Source organism: Roseobacter cerffii (assembly GCF_054226325.1).
On sequence record NZ_JBTBYJ010000004.1, the window covers coordinates 75,101 to 95,457 of the forward strand.

At 58.5% G+C, this 20,357-nt stretch carries 20 protein-coding genes; 5 read left to right on the top strand and 15 right to left on the bottom strand.

The features are described from left to right. Positions 1–36 precede the first annotated feature (36 nt). The 3 genes from ACVC7O_RS22745 to ACVC7O_RS22755 are packed head-to-tail and all read right to left on the bottom strand — an operon-like array spanning position 37 to position 4,316. Positions 37–1,404: a TRAP transporter large permease subunit gene (locus ACVC7O_RS22745; RefSeq protein WP_458326408.1), complete on the bottom strand. Its 1,368-nt coding sequence runs from the start codon at positions 1,402–1,404 to the stop codon at positions 37–39. A 13-nt stretch (positions 1,405–1,417) separates the two neighbouring features. Continuing rightward, positions 1,418–2,050 carry a TRAP transporter small permease subunit gene (locus ACVC7O_RS22750; RefSeq protein ID WP_458326409.1) on the bottom strand — a complete coding sequence of 211 codons (633 nt, stop codon included), beginning with the start codon at positions 2,048–2,050 and terminating at the stop codon, positions 1,418–1,420. Then, positions 1,947–4,316 (bottom strand): heavy metal translocating P-type ATPase, encoded by a 2,370-nt coding sequence (locus ACVC7O_RS22755; protein WP_458326410.1) that lies wholly within the window; start codon positions 4,314–4,316, stop codon positions 1,947–1,949. Before ACVC7O_RS22755 ends, ACVC7O_RS22750 begins: the two co-directional genes overlap by 104 nt. A gap of 165 nt (positions 4,317–4,481) precedes the next feature. Here ACVC7O_RS22755 and ACVC7O_RS22760 point away from each other — a divergent pair, with 165 nt between their 5' ends. Beyond that, positions 4,482–4,760, top strand: a complete 279-nt coding sequence (locus tag ACVC7O_RS22760; protein ID WP_458326493.1) for a hypothetical protein — start codon at positions 4,482–4,484, stop codon at positions 4,758–4,760. A 69-nt stretch (positions 4,761–4,829) separates the two neighbouring features. On the opposite strand, the gene ACVC7O_RS22765 is transcribed toward ACVC7O_RS22760, so the two are convergent. Both ACVC7O_RS22765 and ACVC7O_RS22770 read right to left on the bottom strand, forming a co-directional pair. After that, positions 4,830–5,492: a L,D-transpeptidase gene (locus tag ACVC7O_RS22765; protein WP_458326411.1), complete on the bottom strand. Its 663-nt coding sequence runs from the start codon at positions 5,490–5,492 to the stop codon at positions 4,830–4,832. A 212-nt stretch (positions 5,493–5,704) separates the two neighbouring features. Further along, the gene (locus tag ACVC7O_RS22770; RefSeq protein WP_458326412.1) at positions 5,705–6,217 is read right to left on the bottom strand and encodes a disulfide bond formation protein B; all 513 of its coding nucleotides are present in this window, start codon (positions 6,215–6,217) and stop codon (positions 5,705–5,707) included. 173 nt (positions 6,218–6,390) lie between these two features. On the opposite strand from ACVC7O_RS22770, the gene ACVC7O_RS22775 reads away from it, so the two are divergent. The 3 genes from ACVC7O_RS22775 to ACVC7O_RS22785 are packed head-to-tail and all read left to right on the top strand — an operon-like array spanning position 6,391 to position 9,819. Then, the gene (locus ACVC7O_RS22775; RefSeq protein WP_458326413.1) at positions 6,391–7,173 is read left to right on the top strand and encodes a DsbA family protein; all 783 of its coding nucleotides are present in this window, start codon (positions 6,391–6,393) and stop codon (positions 7,171–7,173) included. 59 nt (positions 7,174–7,232) lie between these two features. Beyond that, on the top strand, positions 7,233–7,688 hold the full coding sequence (locus ACVC7O_RS22780) for a rhodanese-like domain-containing protein (protein WP_458326414.1): 456 nt from the start codon (positions 7,233–7,235) through the stop codon (positions 7,686–7,688). 16 nt (positions 7,689–7,704) lie between these two features. Next, a complete protein-coding gene (locus ACVC7O_RS22785; RefSeq protein ID WP_458326415.1) occupies positions 7,705–9,819 on the top strand; it encodes a protein-disulfide reductase DsbD family protein in 2,115 nt (704 codons plus the stop codon). An 82-nt stretch (positions 9,820–9,901) separates the two neighbouring features. On the opposite strand, the gene cueR is transcribed toward ACVC7O_RS22785, so the two are convergent. Together cueR and ACVC7O_RS22795 are read right to left on the bottom strand one after the other, a co-directional pair. Then, the gene (gene cueR, locus ACVC7O_RS22790; RefSeq protein WP_458326416.1) at positions 9,902–10,303 is read right to left on the bottom strand and encodes a Cu(I)-responsive transcriptional regulator; all 402 of its coding nucleotides are present in this window, start codon (positions 10,301–10,303) and stop codon (positions 9,902–9,904) included. A 12-nt stretch (positions 10,304–10,315) separates the two neighbouring features. Next, positions 10,316–12,826 (bottom strand): heavy metal translocating P-type ATPase, encoded by a 2,511-nt coding sequence (locus tag ACVC7O_RS22795; protein ID WP_458326417.1) that lies wholly within the window; start codon positions 12,824–12,826, stop codon positions 10,316–10,318. A 206-nt stretch (positions 12,827–13,032) separates the two neighbouring features. Here ACVC7O_RS22795 and ACVC7O_RS22800 point away from each other — a divergent pair, with 206 nt between their 5' ends. After that, positions 13,033–13,326: a DUF2933 domain-containing protein gene (locus ACVC7O_RS22800; protein WP_458326418.1), complete on the top strand. Its 294-nt coding sequence runs from the start codon at positions 13,033–13,035 to the stop codon at positions 13,324–13,326. 240 nt (positions 13,327–13,566) lie between these two features. Here ACVC7O_RS22800 and ACVC7O_RS22805 read toward each other — a convergent pair whose 3' ends face one another. The 8 genes from ACVC7O_RS22805 to ACVC7O_RS22840 all read right to left on the bottom strand — a co-directional run bounded on the left by ACVC7O_RS22805 (position 13,567) and on the right by ACVC7O_RS22840 (position 20,333). Then, on the bottom strand, positions 13,567–14,295 hold the full coding sequence (locus ACVC7O_RS22805) for a DsbA family protein (protein ID WP_458326419.1): 729 nt from the start codon (positions 14,293–14,295) through the stop codon (positions 13,567–13,569). A 10-nt stretch (positions 14,296–14,305) separates the two neighbouring features. Then, on the bottom strand, positions 14,306–14,782 hold the full coding sequence (locus ACVC7O_RS22810) for a c-type cytochrome (RefSeq protein ID WP_458326420.1): 477 nt from the start codon (positions 14,780–14,782) through the stop codon (positions 14,306–14,308). Next, entirely contained in the window at positions 14,779–16,164 is a 1,386-nt protein-coding gene (locus tag ACVC7O_RS22815; protein ID WP_458326421.1) for a multicopper oxidase family protein, read from the bottom strand. Before ACVC7O_RS22815 ends, ACVC7O_RS22810 begins: the two co-directional genes overlap by 4 nt. Then, the gene (locus ACVC7O_RS22820) at positions 16,161–17,027 is read right to left on the bottom strand and encodes a copper resistance D family protein (protein WP_458326422.1); all 867 of its coding nucleotides are present in this window, start codon (positions 17,025–17,027) and stop codon (positions 16,161–16,163) included. The genes ACVC7O_RS22815 and ACVC7O_RS22820 overlap by 4 nt, the downstream gene beginning before the upstream one ends. 3 nt (positions 17,028–17,030) lie before the next feature. Continuing rightward, positions 17,031–17,375 carry a copper resistance CopC family protein gene (locus tag ACVC7O_RS22825; RefSeq protein ID WP_458326423.1) on the bottom strand — a complete coding sequence of 115 codons (345 nt, stop codon included), beginning with the start codon at positions 17,373–17,375 and terminating at the stop codon, positions 17,031–17,033. An 84-nt stretch (positions 17,376–17,459) separates the two neighbouring features. Next, positions 17,460–18,032, bottom strand: a complete 573-nt coding sequence (locus ACVC7O_RS22830; RefSeq protein ID WP_458326424.1) for a L,D-transpeptidase — start codon at positions 18,030–18,032, stop codon at positions 17,460–17,462. Between the two features lie 121 nt (positions 18,033–18,153). Then, complete coding sequence (locus tag ACVC7O_RS22835; RefSeq protein ID WP_458326425.1) at positions 18,154–19,605, bottom strand: ATP-binding protein; 1,452 nt, start codon at positions 19,603–19,605, stop codon at positions 18,154–18,156. Beyond that, the gene (locus ACVC7O_RS22840; RefSeq protein WP_458326426.1) at positions 19,605–20,333 is read right to left on the bottom strand and encodes a response regulator; all 729 of its coding nucleotides are present in this window, start codon (positions 20,331–20,333) and stop codon (positions 19,605–19,607) included. Before ACVC7O_RS22840 ends, ACVC7O_RS22835 begins: the two co-directional genes overlap by 1 nt. Between the last annotated feature and the right edge of the window lie 24 nt (positions 20,334–20,357).

Below are 20,357 nucleotides of genomic sequence, written 5' to 3' on the forward strand. Positions count from 1 at the left end.
GTCCTTCATTATTAATCATCTGAATACCACGAAAAGTCAGTTGAACATAGGTGTATCAGACCCTGCCAGGACGAATTCCGGAAGCCAGGTGATCAGTTTTGGCCACCACGCCAGCAGTGCAATGAGCAAAACTTCGATTACAACGAGTGGTGCGGCACCCCTGTAGATGTCCGCGAGATTTACGCTCGGAGGCGCTGCCATCTTAGCAAAAAACAAGGCATAGCCGAAGGGAGGCGTCAGAAATGACGTCTGGAGGGCGAGAGCGATGAGGCCGGCCAGCCATACTTGCGAAAAGTACTCCGACCCAACATGATCAGAGAAATCCAACTGCCCGAATACGGGCAGCAATATCGGCAGAAGCACGAGGAGAATTTCGATCCAGTCGAAGACGAACCCCAGTACAAGGATAATGCCGAGCAACAACGTCAGCGTCATCCAACGACCCATCTCAAATCCAGTGATCCACTCCAGCAAGACTTCCCGGCCATCCAGGAGATTGAAGCTGAGCGAGAATATCGCTGCGCCAACGACAATAAAAAATACCATGGATGTCATGGATGCAGTCTGCACAATTGTCTTGTTGAGACGATCCAGCGTCATGCGACCACGAAACGCCATGACCAACAGGCTGCCAAAAACGCCGATACCTGCGGCCTCCGAAAGCGTCGCGATCCCGCCTACGATGCTGAGAGGGATGGCCGCAATGACAGCTATGGCGATCATCACAGAGAGGACATCGCGAGTCGTTGGCTTATCGGCAGCTGGCAGAGAGACATCGATGGTTTTGCGAAGTGTGGCTCCGAAGTAGATTGAAAAGAGCGAAACAAGGAGAAGGACCGGCACGACAAGAGCTGTGTACATTAATGCAATTTTTAGCTGAAAAACGTTAGAGACGAAGAACAGCAAAACAGCCGGCGGAAAGACGACACCAAGCGCACCTGAGGCCGCCACTGCCGATCCCGCTACCGAGGCCGAATACCCCGATCGCAACATTGGCGCATAGGCCACCAACGCGACTGTCACGACAGATGCTCCGATGACGCCAGCGGCAGGCGCAAGGATAAGGCCGATAAGCAAAGTCGCGATTGCATATCGCCCTGGTACCGATTTCAGAACATGACCCAATGTCCTAAACAAGGTCGCGGCAATACCACTGGCATTCAACACCAACCCCAGAAAGATCAGCAGTGGCACACTGGTGAATTGTACGCCTTCATTTGTCAGAATGCCGCGCACCCGCAGATAGATCAGGCCCAGATGGCCAAAATCGGTAACGCCTATCCAGACGGCCGCAATGAAGGCCAGAAATCCAGTTGCGGTGAGTACAAGCGCAACCGGAAATCCGCTGAATACTCCAAGGCCCAAGAGCCCCAGCATGGTAACCGTCAGAAACTCAGTCTCCATGGGGATGGTCTTCTTAAGAGAGCGGTGCGATTTGGTCGCGCCGCCCTCGAAGGAAAGCGATATTCCGTGAACTCACGACAAGACCGGCGAGACCGAGAAGTGCAGGACCGGCCACAGCGGCGAGGCGCCGCACCCAGATGTCCAGCTCTGCGTACTTGGTTGTCCGCATCAAACCGTCCCATCCATAGTAAGTAAGAATGACCGCGAGAGGTAGGAGCACGAAAAGACAGCCACCTAGTTCGATCCAGGCCAGGAATCGTTGCGTCCAGTTTCGCCGAAAGACGTCCACACGGACATGGCCGTCTCGGAGATAGGTAAATCCAAATGTCATGAATATCAGGATGAATAATATTGATGTAGAAAGGTCCGGAAGAATCGCTGACACTCCGAGTTGCAATTTGCGGTCGAGCATTTGAAGCCCAGTGAAGAACGCAATTGGGACGACCGTAAGCCAGGCAGTCACGACCCCTGCGGCACGGATGAACGCCTCCGTTCGTTCAAGTAATCGCACTTTTCCCTCCTTACCCCTCTTCGGAGGCTTACTAGTGGCCGTGGGCGATCGCTCCGCTGGCCATGTTTTCCCCAATTGTCTGCCCACCGCGCGGGTCAGAGGTGTGGTGCTTGGTTTTGAGTAGGCGCAACGCATTTGCTACCACCAGCAGCGACACGCCAACGTCTGCGGCAATGGCCCCCCACATCGATGCCATCCCAAACGCGGTCGCCACCACGAAAACGGCCTTGGTTGCCAACGAGATTGCGATGTTTTGACGGATGATCGACATCGCACGGCGGGAATGGCTGATGAGCCAAGGCACCCTGCCAATGTCATCGGTCATTAGGGCAATGTCCGCCGTCTCGATCGCCGCATCTGAGCCAACTGCGCCCATCGCGATGGCATAATGCGCCCGTGCCATGGCGGGGGCATCGTTTACCCCATCGCCGATCATGGCAACCATATCGTGCGCTTCGACAAGTTCTTCGATGGCCGTCACCTTGTCCTCGGGCAGAAGCTCTGCGCGTATTTCGTCGATGCCGACCTCTGCCGCGACTGCACGTGCAGTGCGTTCGTTGTCGCCTGTCAGCATGACGATGGTGTTCACACCCTGGGCGTGCAGACGTGCCACGATTTCCTTGGCGTCGGAGCGGATGCGGTCACGCAGTTCCAGAATACCCGTCACCCCGGTTTCATCACCTACAGCTACCAGCGTGCTGCCGGCCCCTTCGATCCGATCCCGGAGGTCTGTCGGAATGGCCATACCAAACCCTTTTTCCTCCGCAAACCGGTCGGAACCGAGCCAGACCGCGCGGTCCCCTACCCTGCCCTCAAGCCCGCGCCCCGGCACGGTCCGCGTGTCCTCTGCCGCGGATACGTCAAGACCGTCGGCCTCTGCTCGTGCAAGGATGGCGCGCGCGAGAGGGTGGGAGGATCGCGCTTCGAGCGCCGCCGCCAAGCTCATCAGATCCTGCGTCGATGCATTCCCGAGCGGATACACTGCGGCCACTTCCGGTTCGCCCATGGTGATCGTACCGGTCTTATCCATCGCCAAGGCTGAGGTGCGCCCCGGTGCTTCAACATAGGCGCCGCCCTTGATGAGCACCCCGGCGCGGGCCGAGGCTGTGAGCGCGGCGACGATGGAGACGGGCGTCGAAATGACCAGCGCACAGGGACAGGCGATCACCAGAAGGACAAGGGCGTTGTAAAACCAGTAATCCCAGGCCCCACCAAAGACGAGCGGTGGCAGCACCGCGATGGCGATGGCGAGCGCCATCACGATGGGCGTGTAGACACGCGCAAATTTCGTCACCCACTGCTCCACGGGTGCGCGGCGGGCGTTGGCGTCACCCACCATGCGAATAATCTTGGCGAGCACCGTGTCCGAGGCTGCCTTGGTGGCGCGCACAGTCAAAGTGCCTTCACCATTGATCGTACCCGCGTAAACCTCGTCGCCCACGTCCTTTGGTACCAGCGCGCTTTCTCCGGTGATTGGGGCCTGGTCGACAGCTCCTGCCCCATCCACAACCTCACCATCCAACGGGATGCGGTCGCCGCCGCGCACCACGAAATGAGCGTTGATGGAAACGGCAGACGCGGGAACATCCGCTTCCGAACCGTCTTCGTAAACAACCCTCGCTGTCGGTGGCGCGAGGTCGAGCAAAGCCGAGACAGCGTTCCTTGCGCGTCCGACACTCCAGCTTTCAAGGTAAAGCGAGAGAGAGAAAAAGAACGCGACCGTTGCCGCCTCGAAGAACTCGCCGAGGCCGATGGCCCCGGCAACTGCGACAACCATCAGGAGATTCATGTCGGGCGATGCGCGCCGCGCAGATGACCACGCCTTCGGGGCCACAAGCCATACGCCGGCCAGGATCGCGATAGCAAAAAGACTCGCTTCGACCAAAGGCATCGCTGCCTCGCCATGGCCGGAAAAGAGACCAATCGCACCACCCATGCCCGTTTCCGCGATGTGATACAGAAACCCCGCCGCCCAGAAGCCACCGCTCAGCAGGGTGAACAGGCGCTGACGGGCCAGATGCGCGAGTTGACCCTCTGATGCGTTCTCGGCATCCCAGGGCTTCGCACTCATACCCGTGGTCGCAACCAGTTGGGTGATCTCACTGTCTGACGCTGCCTTGGCGCTTTCGAGTATGATCATACGTCCGTTGATGACATCGAACGCCAGGTGTTCCACCCCGCCGACTTTCGGTCCGACGACCTTGTTAAGGATCGCCACCTCTTCTGCGCAATCGAGACCGCTGACCTGAAAACTCCGGCCCGCCCCATTTTGTGGCAGGGCTCCAGACTCTTCGTTTGAAGGGCTCCCGCCACAGCAGGCATGTTCGCTTACACATGTTTCCGATTTGGCTCCATCAGCTGAGTGTACTTCAGGTGCCACAGTTTCTGAGTCGGCAGTCATTCACTGTCTCCAGAATCATTGTTTGACTGGACCGTAACCCCTACAGTCGCTAGAGGTTCAAGATGTATTTTGGCTCGTGTAGACTTCTCAGTGTAAAGGGCAGGCTCGTCTACCAAGAACCAATCGACGAGAATGCGATCGGCGCAGAAAGGTGACAAGAAACTTATGCAAATTCAGAAATATGTCAGACGACTTGGACCTGCGCTTATCGGGGCTCTACTGCTTGGCGCATGTGACACAACGGGTCAGAACGCAACCCAAAACATCGGCAATCTGCCAGAGGCTGTCCTAGAGTTGGCTGGCCCAGGTCAAAACCTTGCGACAGCCCGGTTCCGCGAAGAGGACGGATGCTACTGGTACGAACACAACGGACCTGTTGAAAAGACCTTGCTCCCGCTCAGAACAGCTGGTGGTAACCCCATTTGCGTTGCGCGGGAGGGCTGACCGCTCTCCAGCGAAACTCAGCTCTCGTCCAAAGCCGGGAGACAGTAAAGCAGGATACATTCGCAAACGCTAGCTCCCGGAAACAACGCTCTGTTCGGCAGAATACAGGTATGCTGTCGATCCGATCGCGACATTTGGATAGAGATCATTGATATGCGCCATAACCATGCGCACACATCCCGAGCTTGCGCGACCCCCGATTGACCTTGGCTGAGGCGACCCGTGGATGCGAAGATAAGTGTCTCGATTGCCGACGTAGAGATAGAGCGCGCGCGATCCGAGCGCATTCGTCGGTCCCGGCTCCATCCCATCCGCAAATTCTGCGTATTCAGGATTTCGTTCGATCATGGATGCCGTGGGCGTCCAGTGTGGCCATTCGACCTTCCGCCGAATGGTGTAGGTTCCCGGTTCGTAGAGATTTCCGCGCGCGATAGCCACGCCATACCGCATCGCGGTGCCACCTTCTTCAATGTGATAGAGATAGCGAGCGACCGCATCAACGTGGATATCACCTGGCACAAGGCCGTCTTTCGCAGCAACACGTTGAGGCAGAAAACGGGGATGCAGACCCCACGGGTTCGATGTCGCCGGGTCATAATTGGCTGGTGTTACCCGAGAATCCCATGACGCTTTTTGGCTGGCCGTTGGCCAGCTTTTTGCCAACACGGGGCTTGCCAACGGCGCCGAGAACAATGCGGCGCTCGTTGAAATGAAATGACGTCGTGTCAGCATTAATCGTACTCCAGCTTCTAATTCGAACAGTCTTGCGGCATTTCGCCATCGAGTTCATATCGTGGTGATACAACCTCAAGCAACTATAGGTTCAAGTGGCCATCTCTGTTTTCTGGTCAAGATTTCTTGAGTAACGGGGCTGATCAAACAGTCGAATTTGACTTTTCACATGTCATTTGTCCTCGACTGTCTTGGATGCACCTATCTCGTCATCAAGGGTTTGATTGCGCGATCCAAGAGCGAGCGAAAAGGTGTTTGTAGGCGGCAAGGGCCCAAAGCACTGCGAGCGCAAGACTAAGAATTGCGTTCCAACTGGCCATTGAGAGGGACAAAAACTCCCACGCAACTTCGTCAAACATCACTAGGGTTGACGGTCCCGATGCCGCGGTTGGCAACAGGTCCGCGCCTGACAAGTTCGACATATCAAGACCAGACCCAGTGCATGACGTCGGTCCTTCCCACCATCCTCGCTCTACGCCTGTATGAAAAAAACCAATGCCTGCTGTTGTGAGCGCGGCAGCAGCACCTGCCGTCAAGAGGAGTAGGGTGGGCACGCCTGTTAGGAGCAGCACGCCAATTGCCACAGCGATACCGTGAGGATACCTTTGCCAGATGCACATCGCGCACGGCGCATAGCCAAACGATTGAAACGCAAATGCCGACAAGAGAAGTGTTGCTGACCCGATCGCAGCTAACAGCCCAAAGTTTTTTCCCGTAACCGACATTGATCTGTTTCCTGTCGGGGTCTTGCAGAATGTAGGCGCGCCCGAGCTTCGAGTATTTCCGTATCGCGCCAACTCAATGTTTTCACTAGAAGAAATGTATCGGTTTGTAATGTTGACCTACTCCAAGACGGGGCGGTACGACGTCGCACGTGATCCCTTTCGCAAGGCCTCAGATGGATTCCAAGAAACGATCAACACTCTTGACGATCGGTGCGATCATCGCGGGCTATGCCGCGCTTCGAACCGTGCCCTCTTTGCTGCCGGAAAAACTTGAACTTGAAGCACTCGATCGTCCGAAAGGCTTCCGGAGATTTATCGCCGGTGAGACATCCGGATCGTTTGACGCGTTCGTCGGCTTGGACAGTCCGGACAGTGTGGATGTCGCAGCACGGAAGGCCGCGGCTATCGAGCGAGTCTCAGCAGATATCTGCGGCGCTCTCTACGGAGACCTCGACATGAGCAATGCACGTATCCCTTTGGCATCATTTTCTGACTATTATTGTCCTTTTTGCAGGGTACAAACCAAGAGCTTCGCCGATATGACAAGCAAAATGCCAGATCAGGTTGCAATAGCGTGGCACGAGCTTCCTCTGCTGGGCGACAGCTCTAATCTGGCAGCAAAGGCGGCCTTGGCCGCCAAGCGTCAGGGTGCCTATGTCGCATTCCAGGAACGTTTGATGACCTCGCCATTTCAAGCCACACCGGAATACCTTGCCCGTCTCTCTGAAGATCTGGGCGTTGATGGCGAACAATTGGTCGCCGACATGGAGAGTCCCGAAGTCGCGCGCGAGCTGGAAAATAGCGCGGCTCTCGCGCAGGTTTTTGCCTTTGTTGGCACACCTGCCCTCGTCATCGGCCGTACAGTTGTCCAAGGTCAGGTCAGTGACAGAATGATACGAAGGATCATTGACCTTGAGCGCGAGGAGGGCTGGGACGTTGCCTGTGTGTCGGCCTGACAAACCTATGCTGTCTGCTGTTCTCTCCGCCTTCCTCTTCTATCGAGATTGGAGACGGCATGGATAGACGGCACTTCATCCTACTAGCTCCTGCGTTGGTCATGGTCCCCTATTCTGTGACGGCCGCCACGCGCAAAGTCTGGTCAGCCGTCGAAGCCTCGGACGCGTTGGCGCAGGGCGAGATCTCCCTGATTGATATTCGTTCACGCGTTGAGTGGATGGACACAGCTGTGGCGAAAGACGCCTGGCCGATCAGTATGCATGAACCGAGGTTTGAGCAGAGGTTGTTCGCTGCACGCGATCAGTCCGGCGAAAAACCAATCGCCTTGATCTGTGCCACAGGAGGGCGGAGTGGCCGTCTATTGAGCGCTCTAAATCGAGCGGGATACCCGGACTTCATCGATGTCTCAGAAGGCATGTTGGGATCACCGAAAGGACCAGGCTGGATCGCCCGCGGTTTGCCTGTCACTGATCTGGAGGTGGCCTTGGCCAATCTGCCGGAGGTTCTCCGTTGATCGCGGATCTGAGTCCGTGAAGGGAGCGGTTTCTCAATTCGGGGCAGGGTTGCTGTCGATTGTGTTGGGTTGCGTAAGCATTCTTGCCTCCGCTGGCGCCGATGCCGCGGAATCCGAGACTTTTTCAAATCCTGCGGTCACGGCACGCCTGATCTCGGCAGAAGACGGGATTGCGCCGGATGCCGCCTCCGTTTCCCTTGGATTGGCCTTGGAGTACGGCGAGGGCTGGAAAGGATATTGGCGCACGCCCGGCGAGGTTGGTTTAGCACCCGAAATCAACTGGTCGGGTTCAACCAATCTGAAATCCGCGGAGCTCCTCTGGCCCGCGCCGGAACGGTTCGAGGCCTTCGGGATCGAGAACTTCGGCTATTCAGATCAGGTTGTCTTACCGATCCGCGCGAGACTTGAGGACGCCGGCCAGCCTCTGGAACTGCGTGCCCGCGTGTCCCTGCTGACATGCTCGACTGTCTGTGTCCCGCATGACTTCGAACTGTCACTCGCCCTGCCACAAGGCGTCGGGATCGATACAAACTCGGCTCGCCAGATTGCTACTTACGCCGATCGCGTTCCCGCGCTACCCGAGAACAGCGATATCAGGATCTCGGTCACGGCCCTCGATACGCGCGACTCGGCTCTTGTCGTCGTGGTAACGAGCGACACGCCGTTCGGTAAAGTCGACGTGTTCCCGGAATTCGGACCCCTTGTGACCTTTGGCAAACCAGATATCCGCTTGGATCGCGATAGAACGGAACTCTGGGCACAAATACCGATCAACGCCTGGACCGATGATCATGCAGAGCCTTCGGTGACGATCACAGACACCGCACGTGCACTCACGGCGCCGATCACGCTCACTTCCGAGCCCCCTGCCCCACCGTTTGCGAGCGCGGATCCTCGGGCGAGTGTGCTCAAGGTCGTGGCGGTTGCCGCCATCGCCTTTCTTGGGGGTCTGATCCTGAATGTCATGCCCTGCGTGTTGCCCGTTCTATCGATCAAACTCACATCCGTTCTGAAGGCAACCGGACAATCCCTGCAGGTGACACGCAACGGCTTCCTGATTTCAGCTTTGGGGGTACTGGCTTTTGTCTGGGCGCTTGCGGTTGCCTTACTTTTACTTCAATGGGTCGGAATGTCTGTCGGCTGGGGTGTACAGTTCCAAAACCCGGTCTTCGTGACGCTGATGTTCATGGTCATCGCCGTCTTTGCGGCCAATCTCTTCGGTGCATTCGAGATAACCCTGCCCGCGGCCCTTCAAGACCGCCTGGGTGCCAGTAGTGCCAGAGCCGGGTACATCTCAGACTTTGGCACCGGATTGCTTGCGGCCATCCTCGCCACGCCGTGTTCCGCCCCGTTCCTCGGCACCGCGATCACCTTTGCGCTCGCGGGCACACCAATGGACGTGATGGTGATATTCACGGCGCTCGGTCTTGGACTGGCCCTGCCCTACTTCGTCATCGCCGCACGCCCCGACTGGGTCACGCGGCTGCCCCGTCCCGGGCGATGGATGCTTCTGGTCCGGCTGCTTCTTGGCGGTCTGTTGATGGCAACAGCCGCTTGGCTCTTGTTCGTTCTTGTCGGCGTGGCGGGTGGGCGGGCAGCTGCCTTCATCTCGGCACTCACAGCTGTGTTCATCGTCGCCGCATCAATCCCACGGGTAAACCAATGGGCACGGCGTGCGGTTCTCAGCGCCTGTGTCCTTCTGGCAATTTTCGGGGCGGGTTTCATCTCAATGCCTGGCCGCACCACTGCGGCGGTTGATGCGACATCTCACTGGCAGAATTTCGAACCTCTCGGCATCGCGCGCCGTGTCTCCGAGGGGGAGACCGTGTTCGTCGATGTGACCGCAGATTGGTGTCTGACCTGTAAAGCCAACAAGGCTCTCGTGCTCGACAGGGATCCAGTGCGTGCGCGGTTGCGCGGCGGTTCCGTGATTGCCATGCAAGCGGATTGGACCCGCCCGGATGACAACATCGCGCGGTTTCTCGAGCGGTATGACCGCTACGGCATTCCGTTCAATATCGTCTTCGGGCCAGGGGCGCCTTCCGGCATCGCTCTCCCGGAAGTCTTGACGCCACAGGTGGTGCTCGATGCGCTCGACACTGCTTCTGTGCGCAGTCTCGCCTCGGAATAACACCATTTCTTACGCTGGGATTCCTTCGGTTTTCTCAAAATCACGGGTCCAGCACTTAAGGTTTTCTAAATCAGATGCGTTTTCAGGGGAGGTTCTTCAACTCACCAGAGAGATCCTTCAAGATCGGGCAATCCGGTCGGTGGTCTCCGTGACAGGCCTCGACGAGATGAGACAAGGTCTCGCGCATCTCCTGAAGCTGAGCGATCTTGTCGTCGATTGCGCTCAGGTGCTCTTCAGCGATGGTCTTCACCTGGGCGCTTTCCCGCGTTTCGTCCTCATAGAGGCTCAAGAGATTGCGGCAATCCTCAATCGAGAACCCGAGCGCGCGCGCGCGACCCAGGAATGCAAGCTTGTGCAGATCGGTCTCGCGGAACGCGCGGTATCCATTACCGCTGCGCTGCGGCCTGACCAGGCCGATATCCTCGTAATAGCGGATGGTTTTGGGCGGGATGCCCGACCGCTCTGCAACTTCTCCAATGTTCACGATACCATCCTCCTATTCTGCGGGTTGGGTCTGTGCACTGATCCGTGGTGCGGCGGTGTCTCTGTCTTCACGTAAGGCCGGTGCGATGCGGCGCAGACGCAGCGCGTTTGTCAGAACCGATACTGATGACAGGGCCATCGCACCCGCCGCAAAGACCGGGGAAAGAAGCAAGCCAAAGGCCGGATAGAGAACCCCGGCGGCGACCGGGATGAGCGCGACATTGTAGCCAAAGGCCCAGACGAGGTTCTGGCGAATATTCGACATTGTGCGCCTGGAAACCTCGACCGCATTCACTACGCCGCGCAGATCGCCCGACATCAAGACCACATCGGCGGATTCGATGGCGACATCGGTCCCGGTGCCGATGGCGATGCCGACATCCGCATGGGCCAGAGCCGGCGCATCATTGATGCCGTCGCCCACGAAAGCGATCTTTCGGTCTCCTGCACGCAGATCGTCGAGGGCTGCGACCTTGCCATCCGGCAGGACTCCCGCGATGACATGGTCGATTCCGGTCTCGCGTGCGATGGCCTCCGCCGTCTCGCGTTTGTCTCCGGTGATCATCGCAACCTTGAAACCCCGCGCGTGCAGGGCTGCAATGGCCTCCTGGCTGGCGGGTTTCACGGGGTCCGCCACGGCGATCACAGCGGCCAGTTTGCCGTCGATTGCCGCATAAAGCGCTGTCCGGCCCCGCCCTGCCAACTCGGCTTCGGTTTCGAGCAAGGCGGCGATGTCAATGCCTTCGCGGGTCATGTAACGGTCCGCGCCGACCATCACCTCCTGACCTTCAACTGTTGCGGCGACGCCATAACCCGTGATCGACCGGAAGCCCGTGGCAGTCGGAATGGCGATCCCTTCTGTCTGCGCGCCGCGCACAATGGCTTCGGCGATGGGATGCTCAGACTGGGCCTCGACGGCCGCGATAAAGCCCAGCAACCTGTCACGGTCCAGACCCTCGGCGGGGACCAGATCGGTCAGCGACGGTTGACCTTCGGTAACAGTCCCCGTCTTGTCGAGAGCAATGACATCGACTTCGGATAAGGCCTGGAGCGCATCCCCCTTTCGGAACAAGACCCCCATTTCTGCAGCGCGTCCGGTGCCCACCATGATCGACGTGGGCGTGGCCAAACCCATGGCGCAGGGACAGGCGATGATCAAAACCGAAACGCCGGCGACCAGCGCGAAGGTCAAAGCTGGGTCCGGTCCGACAAGCAACCAGATCACAACCGTGAGCGCTGCGAGCACCATGACGGCAGGCACGAACCACAGGGTCACGCGGTCAACTAGGCCCTGGATGGGCAGCTTGGCGCCTTGAGCCTCTTCAACCATGCGGATGATCTGCGCGAGTGTGGTATCCGAACCGACCCGTGCGGCCTTGAACGTCAGGCTCCCGGTGCCGTTGACGGTCCCGCCTGTGACAGCGGCACCCGCGGCTTTCTGCACAGGCACAGGCTCTCCAGTGATCATGCTCTCATCGACATTACTCGATCCTTCCGTCACCTCGCCATCCACGGGGATCCGTTCACCCGGTCGGACAAGGATCACATCGCCAACGGCGAGTGCGTCGACATCGACCTCCGCCGTTTCACCGCCCCGAATCACGCGCGCGGTGCGGACCTGCAGGCCCAGCAGAGCCTGAATCGCAGCGCCGGTGCGGCCCTTGGCGCGAGCTTCGAGCCATCGGCCAATCAGAATGAGGACGACGATGACCGCAGCGGCCTCAAAATATACCGCGCGTACTCCCTCTGGCAGAAGTCCGGGAAGAAAGGTTGCGACCACCGAATATCCCCAGGCCGCGCCGGTGCCGACGGCAACGAGGCTGTTCATGTCCGGCGCGCCTTTGAAAAGCGCGGGATACCCCCTGGTGTAGAAATGGCGTCCCGGTCCGAAGAGAACGAGTGTCGCGAGGACGAACTGGATGATCCAAGACGTTTGAACACCAATCGTCGTCATCACCAAGTGATGAAATGCCGGAATGAGATGGGACCCCATTTCGAGGATGAAGACCGGCAGCGTTAGAATTGCTGCCAAAAGGACGCTGCGGCGCAGTCCGTCGGCTTCTTCTGCCTTGCGAAGGGCGCGCGACTGGCTCGCCTGCGCCTCGGCAATCTCGGAGGGATAACCAATTGCCGCCGATGCGGCCATCAAGTCGCCCAAGGATGCCGCACCCTCGAGATACTCGACCGTCGCCGTTTCTGCTGCCAGGTTCACGCTGACAGAAAGCACTCCGGACACGTCCGCCAATGCCTGGTCCACCTGTCCGACGCAAGACGCGCAGGACATGGACGCAATGTTCAAGGTGACCTTGGATGTCCGCGCGGGATACCCCATGGAGGCAAGCGCCTGTGTGGCGTCGGTCAGTCGAGACGGATCATCCAGCGAAAGGCGCGCCGTCTCAGACGCGAGGTTGACGGCGACGTCGGAAACCCCGTCGAGCCCAGCCAAGGCCTTTTCAACACGTCCCACGCAGGATGCACAGGTCATGCCTTCGATGCTGAGCGTTGTTTGGCTGGTGTCGGTCATGGCGTGTTACCTCGATTGCGTACTTGAGGCAGATATAGGGCTTCCAGTCACTGGAAGCTCAAGGGGTCATCGGAGATTTCTTTTTGGGGCCGGCACAGTATCAACCTAAAGCATCTCTAACCCCTTGTTTCCAATTGAAATGTATCGATTTGTAAACTTGTCGGACAAGTCATTGGTGCGCTATCCACCGGTTAGGAGAGTGCCCGATGAAAATGTCAGATCAGGGAAAGCAGCCGCAGAATTCAAAGATGATGCACGTCGGCATGTGGGTATGCTGCGCGGTGATGCTTCTTCCGCTGCTTGTTTTCTTTGTCCGAGGCGGCTCGTTTTCTGGCTTGCAGGACAGTTTGGGCGTTCTGGCACCAATCGCCCTTTGCCTCGGCGCACATGGCGTGATGTTCTTTTTCATGGGCAAGTCCTGCCATGGAGATCGCAAGACATCGGACAGCGACGCGCCCGGCGTGGCAAAAACCTCTGTCCAGACATCAATGGACGCTTGACCTTCTACAAACCGGAAGCCCCATCTCTCATCCGGCAAAAGAAAGGGTGCTCCCTGCGACTTCACGTTCCGGACATTAGCTGCGGCCATCGTACCGCAACGATTACCAAAGGGATCACGGCCCTGGACACTCCGGAGAGCGTTAGGGCGAACCTAGACTCGCGAATGGTCGATTTGGACACGTCGCGCACGATCAGTTCTGTCGTCGAGGCCATCAAAACTGCCGGATACGCAGCAGAACCTAATTCTTGGTAGCCCGCGCCTCTTGAGCAAGACGGATCATCTGATCCGCCTCAATGACGCCCGGAACCAACGCGTCTCCGATCACGAAAGACGGGGTGCCATTGAAGCCGAGCTGGCGGCTCATCTCCATTGACGCCGCGATATGGGCATCGATCTCAGGCGCCTGCATGTCCCGTCGCAGCTGCGCGATATCCAGACCTATTTCCCGCGCGACTTGAATGACGGACGCTTCCTCGGCTCGGCCCTGCATGCCCATCAACGCCCAGTGAAATTCCTCATATTTGCCCTGCTCTCGCGCGGCCAATGCGGCGCGCGCGGCAAAAACTGAGCCGTCTCCGAGGATCGGCCACTCTCGATAGACCAGCCTCACATTAGGATCTTCGTCCAAGAGCGCTTCGATATGCGGCTTCACCCGGCGACAATAGGGGCAGTTGTAGTCGAAGAACTCCACGACGGTGACGTCGCCTTCTGGATTTCCGAGAACCGGCGCGTTTGGGTCGTTCTCGAGGAGATCGCGGTTTTCAGAGAGGACGTTCGCTGCTGCGGCCGCCTGACGCTCCTGTTCACGCCGTTCAATGATCTGAACCGCCTCGAGGACAATCTCTGGGTTTTCGCGGATGGCCTCCAGAACCAATTCCTTAACCCGGTCTTCGCTAAGCGTGTCAGCATGAGACGCGAATGGGGCGAGCAAAGTGACGACCAGTGAGATTGCCATTGCGATCTTCATGAGAGCTCTCCTAGTTCTCCGGCACGCCATTGGTGCGCGCGGCTTGCATGTCCTGTATTTGCTGGGGCCAGGTCGACTTGATATACCCGAGTATATTCCAGATTTCCTGGTCGGAAAGTTGGTCGCCGAAACCGGGCATGCCGCTGTCAAACTCCATGCCCTGCGCGGCCATCACCTCTCGGCCTCCAAGTCTCGTGTAGTTAAACAGAACCTGGTCTTCGTGATGCCAGGTATGACCGGTTTCATCATGAGGTGGCGCGGGCAGGCGACCGTCCTCGCCTGGACTCCGCCAGTTGTCCTGACCTTCCAGATTGACCCCATGACACGCGGCACAGGTCTCGGCATAAAGGGCCTTGCCGGCAGCGAGATCAACGCTCTCCGGCATTACCCCGCTTTGGACATCACCGGCAGACCCAGTCCAGACATAGGCTGCTGCCCCGAGCGCCGCCAGGACACCAATGCCGAGGATGGTTGCCAGACCCCTCATGCCACATTGACCCATGTCATCATGCCGGACGCCGCGTGTGACAGCATATGGCAATGCAACAGCCATTTTCCGGGGTTGTCTGCCACGAAGGCAATGTCGCGCACTTCGCCCCGATCCAGCAGCGTGGTGTCGCGCAGCGCGCCGAGGCTACCATCGGGTGCGATCTCGTGAAAATGCATGCCGTGGAGATGCATTGCATGCGGAAACGATGTGTCATTGGTGATCTTCAGCCGAACGGTTTCGCCACGCGACAGTTCCGCCAGCGCTGGACCATCCATACCCCCCACCGCGCCATTGAAGGCCCAGAAGTTTCCTGTCTCCATCATGTCGCGCATCGAAGACATCCGACCGCCCATCATGGCACCGCGCATGCCGCCCATGGCCCCGCCTTCCATCAGCAATGCGATGTCCCTTGCCGATCCCAGATCGGGCATGGCATGCGCGTTTGGCGGCAGGGGTAGAGGCGTTGCGCGCCGTGCGCGTGTACCGTCGCCGCTCACCTCGAAGGCCACCTGAGAAAAGCTTTCATCACGGCTCAATTGCACGATATGGCCCGCGCTGTCGACCTCTGCAGTCACGTCGACGATCAAGTCCACCCGTTGTGCCGACGAGAGCAGGAATGGGCCTTCCATAGGTTGCGGTGTGGCCAGCGGCATCCCGTCCGTGGCCACGATCCAGCCTTCGAGACCCTCCAGCGCGAGTTGGAAAATCCGGGCGTTGGACGCATTGATCAGCCGCAGGCGTAGACGCTCATGCCGTTTGACGGTCTTTGCGAGATTGTAGACGCCGTTCGTTGTGATGTAATTTCCAAGGCGCCCGGCATGGCTAAGGTCATGCATCGCCCCGAAGGTATCCGCAATCTGAGCTGTTTCCGGATCGATGCGCCAATCGTCAAGGATCAGGACCTCTTCACGGTCGATATCGATCGGCTCCGGCTCTTCGACGATCAGCGCACCCTGAAGCCCTCGTGCAACCTGCTCGAACGAGCGGTTGTGCGCGTGGTACCAGTATGTGCCCGCGTCGGGGACGACGAAATCATAGTCAAAGCTGTCCCCGGGGCGAATGGCGTCCTGCGTTAGACCGGCCACCCCATCCATCGCGTTGTCGATGCGGATCCCGTGCCAGTGGGTCGATGTCGGATCGGGCAAATCATTGACAATACGCCTCTGTACACGTGCGCCTTGCTTGACGCGGATTTCCGGGCCCGGTGCAAGACCATCGAACCCCCAAATCTGCGTTTTTCCGTAGTCGTCAGGTAAAAGCTGAATATCACCGACCCGGGCTGTCACCGTGCGCCTGGCTGATTGTGCAGACAGTACATTCGGCATGCACACCAAACCGGCAGCACTCATGCGAAGAAAGTCGCGTTTTGAAAGTTTCATGATGGCACCGTTAGGATTGAAGTGAACACGGCCGTGGCAAGCAAGATGACACCGATACAAATCCATTCGAGAGAAATCGATCTTGCAAGGTGCGGCCCAGCTTTGGGATCACCGCTCTGCAAAGCGGGCACAAGCCGTGTTTTGTTGATGGCGGCGAGGGCCAGAAGCAGCGTCACGACGGCAATCTTTGCCAGAAGTGTCAAACCGTAGGCAGTGCCGAGAAGTCCGGATAACGAACCAACCAGTCGCCAGGTCATTACCACGCCAGCGAGTAGTAGGAGTGGGACCGCAACAGATGCAACCTGGCCAAAGCGATGTCCAAGAACGGCTGCAACCCGCACACTGTCCGCAGATCCCGAAAGCTTTCGGAGTGGAAGAAGGATGCCGATCCAGAATGCGGCAACCAACAGATGACCGAACAAGACGCTCTGAAACCACAGGCGATCCTCGCTGGCGACATGACCGATCTCGCAAAAACTCCAGATTGCCAAGAAACTGCCCAAGAGCGCGACCCATAGCCACCGCCCCCCCAAGACCACGCCGGTCAGGAGTCCCCCCAGGCCAAGGAGCCGCAACAGCAGGGCGTCTCCGGGCGGCGTTTCCCAGAGCAACGCAAGGATCGCCAGATCAGTCATGCCTGAAGCATCCTCCATGAGCACTGCGCCCCGCACGGCAAAACCGAGTAATGACACCGCAGCTGCCAAAAGAGCAAAGAAGGCGGCCCAGGCGCGTAGAAAACGGTCGAGCCCAACCAACTGCTCGTGAAAGACTTGGCGACAGAGTATCAGCCCGGCACTCGTAAGAACGCCGAGATAGAGCAATAGCTTTGTGGCAATCGCAGCCTGACCCCAGACATCCGGCACCACTCACTTCACTTCAAACGAGAAGGCACCGTTCATCGGGTGCCCATCAACACCAAGTCCGCGCCATTCGATGTGATACATGCCCGGCCCCATGGACGTGAGAGGAAGCGAGAATTCTTTGACAAAACCGGATTGGGTGCCGACGTCCAGAGCCTCGGTGTGCGTTTCAGCATGGGTCATTTCGACTTTCGTCAAACGCATCCCATCGTTGAAGTGCAGTCCAATCGTTTCTGGCACGACCTCAAGAACGGCGCCGTCTGCAGGCGTCATGCTTTCCTTCTCAGAATGGGCGAGGGCAGTGGAACCGATAAAGGTCAAAACCATGACAAAAAAGAAGTTGTACTTCACTGGAATACCCCCTCGTTAAGCCTCACGATCGGTTGTGCCCGTTGCGAGCTTCCCTGGCGATTGACATGATCCTGCCGCGCCATGTCAGATCAACCTGACTTTCGTGCCAACGGGCACTCGGTCAAACAATTCTTCAACCTGTTCGTTGTAGAGACCAATACAGCCGTTGGAGGACCGTCGTCCGATCTTGCGCGTGTCCGCCGTGCCATGAATTCGATAGTACTGCCATGACAGGTAGAGCGCACGCGTTCCGAGGGGGTTTTCAGGATCGCCACCTGGGATCCTTGCCGGCCATTCGGGATTGCGCTCCCGCATGGACGGGGTTGGCGCCCAACTTGGATTTTTCCGCTTCTCGACTACCTCAGTGTATCCCCGCTTCGTCAATTCTTCTGTCATGGGAACGGAAGTTGGATAGAGGCGCATTTCGCCATCGGCTGTCCAATGCTGCAGCACTTTCGAGTTGGTGTCAGAAATGATCAAGCCTACACCGAGCGCGTCGAAATGGTCCTGCCAAGCATGCGTTCGAAAGGACGAAACATTGCGCCGCACCGAGTTGACCTCCTGCGCTCTGACAAGAGAAGGCGCGAAGAGCACCGTGGCGCCAAGTCCGCGCGCAAAACTTCGCCGGGTAAGAGAAAATCGGTGTCTTGACTGCATTGGCCTGCCTCATTTCCATGTCGAACGCTTTGTTTTTTATCGAAGATCAGTGAGCGACGGAACGCAGGAAGGCCCGGAATTTTGTAAGGTTATGTATCAACCCACCGGTTGGATGGCGGCCCTAGACCTTTTTGATCTGGGCCGAAAAACCGGTTTCGGCGCGCGCCTCGGGATCTTCGGACAAGGGTATCATCCCGGCTTGATCCGCAGTCATGGGCAAAACAATCCGTGCACAGAGCCCGCCCCCCGCGCGGTTCGACAGGGTGATCGTGCCGCCGTGTTGCAGAACGATGCTGCGGGCAATTGAAAGGCCCAGCCCATGGCCTCCGGTTTCACGGGAGCGCGATCCTTCCAAGCGCAGGAAGGGCTGAAACACATCGCCCAAGCGGTCGTCGGGGATCCCCGGCCCATCGTCCTCAACCAAAATCTCGAAGCTGCCGTCAGAAATGTTCCAGGATAGCGTCGGGTTGCACCCGTATCGCCCCGCATTGTCGATAAGATTGCGCAAGGCACGGCGCAGCGCCTTGGGCTTGATCTGAATCATTGCCTCGGGTCCTCGGCGTACGTCCAACGCAGTGTTGGCCGCGTCCCGAATGTCGATCAGGAACGTACCAATCTCGATCCGCTGCAGGGCTTCGTCCTGACCCACACCGCGTGCATAGGCCAGGGTGGCCTCAACCATATCCTGCATCTCGTCGAGAGAGGCCGTGATGCCGGTCTTGGTCTCCGCATCCTCCACCATCTCGGCATGAACCTTGAGCGCGGTGAGTGGCGATCTCAAGTCATGGGCCAGGGCGGCCAGCATCTGCGTCCTGTCCGTGACGAAGCGGGCCAGGCGCGTTTGCATGTCATTGAAAGCCGTTGTCAGGTTCCGCACTTCATTTGGGCCGACCGGCGTGAGGGGACCCTGCCCTCCACCGCGCCCGAATTCCTCCGCCGCTGCGGCAAGATCATTCAGGGGCCGCGTCAGGCGCGTGAGCAGGAACCAGAAGATCGCCAGGAGCAGCACGGCAGCCGTCAGCACGAAAGACAGCGTGGAGGCCCAGGACCATTGTATCGGCGGCCGCTCGAACCGGGTGGCGACGTTCAGCCATTGGCCCCCGGCTATGGCGATCGAGACCTCCATCTCGAGCGCCGCCAGGGTTCCCTGCATCATCTCGGCATGCATTTCCGCCATTTCCGGCGAAAGGTTCGGCAACGGCAACAGCCCCTGTTCAATCTCATGCACTTCGACCCGGATATCGCGGGTGTAGCCATCGTTCAAAAGCGCCCGAATGCGCGCTTCGATCGCGCCGTTCTCGTCATGGTGGGTATGCGTTACGGCCGGCGTGTCGCCGAGATCGAAGCGTACAAGGGGCGAGTTTGCCGCCGCCACGATATCCTCAAGCAACGTAGCCGGTGCCTCTTCGATCAGACGGGCGACGTTGGCTGCGCGTCCGGCTGCCTCACTGCCGATGGCCGCTTGCACGGCAAGCGACCGTTCATCGACGAAAAGCCACAGACCCACGACCTGCGCAACGAAGAGGACCACCACCACCAAAAGGGCGATCTGTGAGCGGAACCCCATCTGCATCAGGCCTCGATCTCCACATCACAGTTCAGACAATACCCGCCATTGCGCACCGTCGATATGATCCGAGGGCGAAGCACATCGGGTTCGATTTTCCGGCGCAGGCGCGAAACCTGATTGTCGATGGTACGATCAAATGGTCCGGCGACACGGCCGGCGCTCAATTCCAGAAGCTCATCCCGGCCGATCACCGCCCGGGGACGCTCCAGCAAGACCGTCAGCAGCTTTGCTTCTGCTGTGGTCAGTGCATTGACCGTGCCATTGGGGCAAATGACATGACTGGCGTCGTGATTGAAAGTGATCCCGGCAAACACGGCCCGCTTGCCCGCGAATGTTCCGCCATGGGGTGCGTATCCGTCTCCCGCGCGGCGCAGGATCGCATTGATCCGGGCCAGAAGCTCGCGCGGATTGAAAGGCTTGGCCAGGTAGTCATCTGCACCGGTGTCAAGTCCTTTGATCCGAGCGTCATCGTCGCCGAGCGCCGTCAACATGAGAATTGGCGTTTGCTGTTGCTCCCGGCGCAACCGTGCGCAGGCAGCGAGCCCGTCTTCTCCCGGCATCATGATATCGAGCACGATCAGATCGTATTTGTCCTCGCCTAATCGTGCATCCATCTCGCCCGCGCTTTTTGCTCCCGTCGCGCGCAACCCATTTTTCTCCAGGTAGCGTGTCACCGAATGCCGGATTTCTGCATGATCATCGACGACCAGGATATGCGCCGATGACGCCATCAGCGATCAGTCTCCGCACATCGG

What these genes read in the sequence shown, in the direction of transcription:
- ACVC7O_RS22780 (WP_458326414.1), top strand. Translation starts at nt 7,233, where the DNA reads ATGGATAGACGGCACTTCATCCTACTAGCTCCTGCGTTGGTCATGGTC.
- ACVC7O_RS22760 (WP_458326493.1), top strand. Translation starts at nt 4,482, where the DNA reads ATGCAAATTCAGAAATATGTCAGACGACTTGGACCTGCGCTTATCGGG.
- ACVC7O_RS22795 (WP_458326417.1), bottom strand. Translation starts at nt 12,826, where the DNA reads ATGACCGACACCAGCCAAACAACGCTCAGCATCGAAGGCATGACCTGT.
- ACVC7O_RS22810 (WP_458326420.1), bottom strand. Translation starts at nt 14,782, where the DNA reads ATGAGGGGTCTGGCAACCATCCTCGGCATTGGTGTCCTGGCGGCGCTC.
- ACVC7O_RS22835 (WP_458326425.1), bottom strand. Translation starts at nt 19,605, where the DNA reads ATGCAGATGGGGTTCCGCTCACAGATCGCCCTTTTGGTGGTGGTGGTC.
- ACVC7O_RS22840 (WP_458326426.1), bottom strand. Translation starts at nt 20,333, where the DNA reads ATGGCGTCATCGGCGCATATCCTGGTCGTCGATGATCATGCAGAAATC.
- ACVC7O_RS22755 (WP_458326410.1), bottom strand. Translation starts at nt 4,316, where the DNA reads ATGACTGCCGACTCAGAAACTGTGGCACCTGAAGTACACTCAGCTGAT.
- ACVC7O_RS22750 (WP_458326409.1), bottom strand. Translation starts at nt 2,050, where the DNA reads ATGCGTTGCGCCTACTCAAAACCAAGCACCACACCTCTGACCCGCGCG.
- ACVC7O_RS22775 (WP_458326413.1), top strand. Translation starts at nt 6,391, where the DNA reads ATGGATTCCAAGAAACGATCAACACTCTTGACGATCGGTGCGATCATC.
- ACVC7O_RS22805 (WP_458326419.1), bottom strand. Translation starts at nt 14,295, where the DNA reads ATGAAGATCGCAATGGCAATCTCACTGGTCGTCACTTTGCTCGCCCCA.
- ACVC7O_RS22765 (WP_458326411.1), bottom strand. Translation starts at nt 5,492, where the DNA reads ATGCTGACACGACGTCATTTCATTTCAACGAGCGCCGCATTGTTCTCG.
- ACVC7O_RS22830 (WP_458326424.1), bottom strand. Translation starts at nt 18,032, where the DNA reads ATGCAGTCAAGACACCGATTTTCTCTTACCCGGCGAAGTTTTGCGCGC.
- ACVC7O_RS22745 (WP_458326408.1), bottom strand. Translation starts at nt 1,404, where the DNA reads ATGGAGACTGAGTTTCTGACGGTTACCATGCTGGGGCTCTTGGGCCTT.
- ACVC7O_RS22770 (WP_458326412.1), bottom strand. Translation starts at nt 6,217, where the DNA reads ATGTCGGTTACGGGAAAAAACTTTGGGCTGTTAGCTGCGATCGGGTCA.
- ACVC7O_RS22815 (WP_458326421.1), bottom strand. Translation starts at nt 16,164, where the DNA reads ATGAAACTTTCAAAACGCGACTTTCTTCGCATGAGTGCTGCCGGTTTG.
- ACVC7O_RS22800 (WP_458326418.1), top strand. Translation starts at nt 13,033, where the DNA reads ATGAAAATGTCAGATCAGGGAAAGCAGCCGCAGAATTCAAAGATGATG.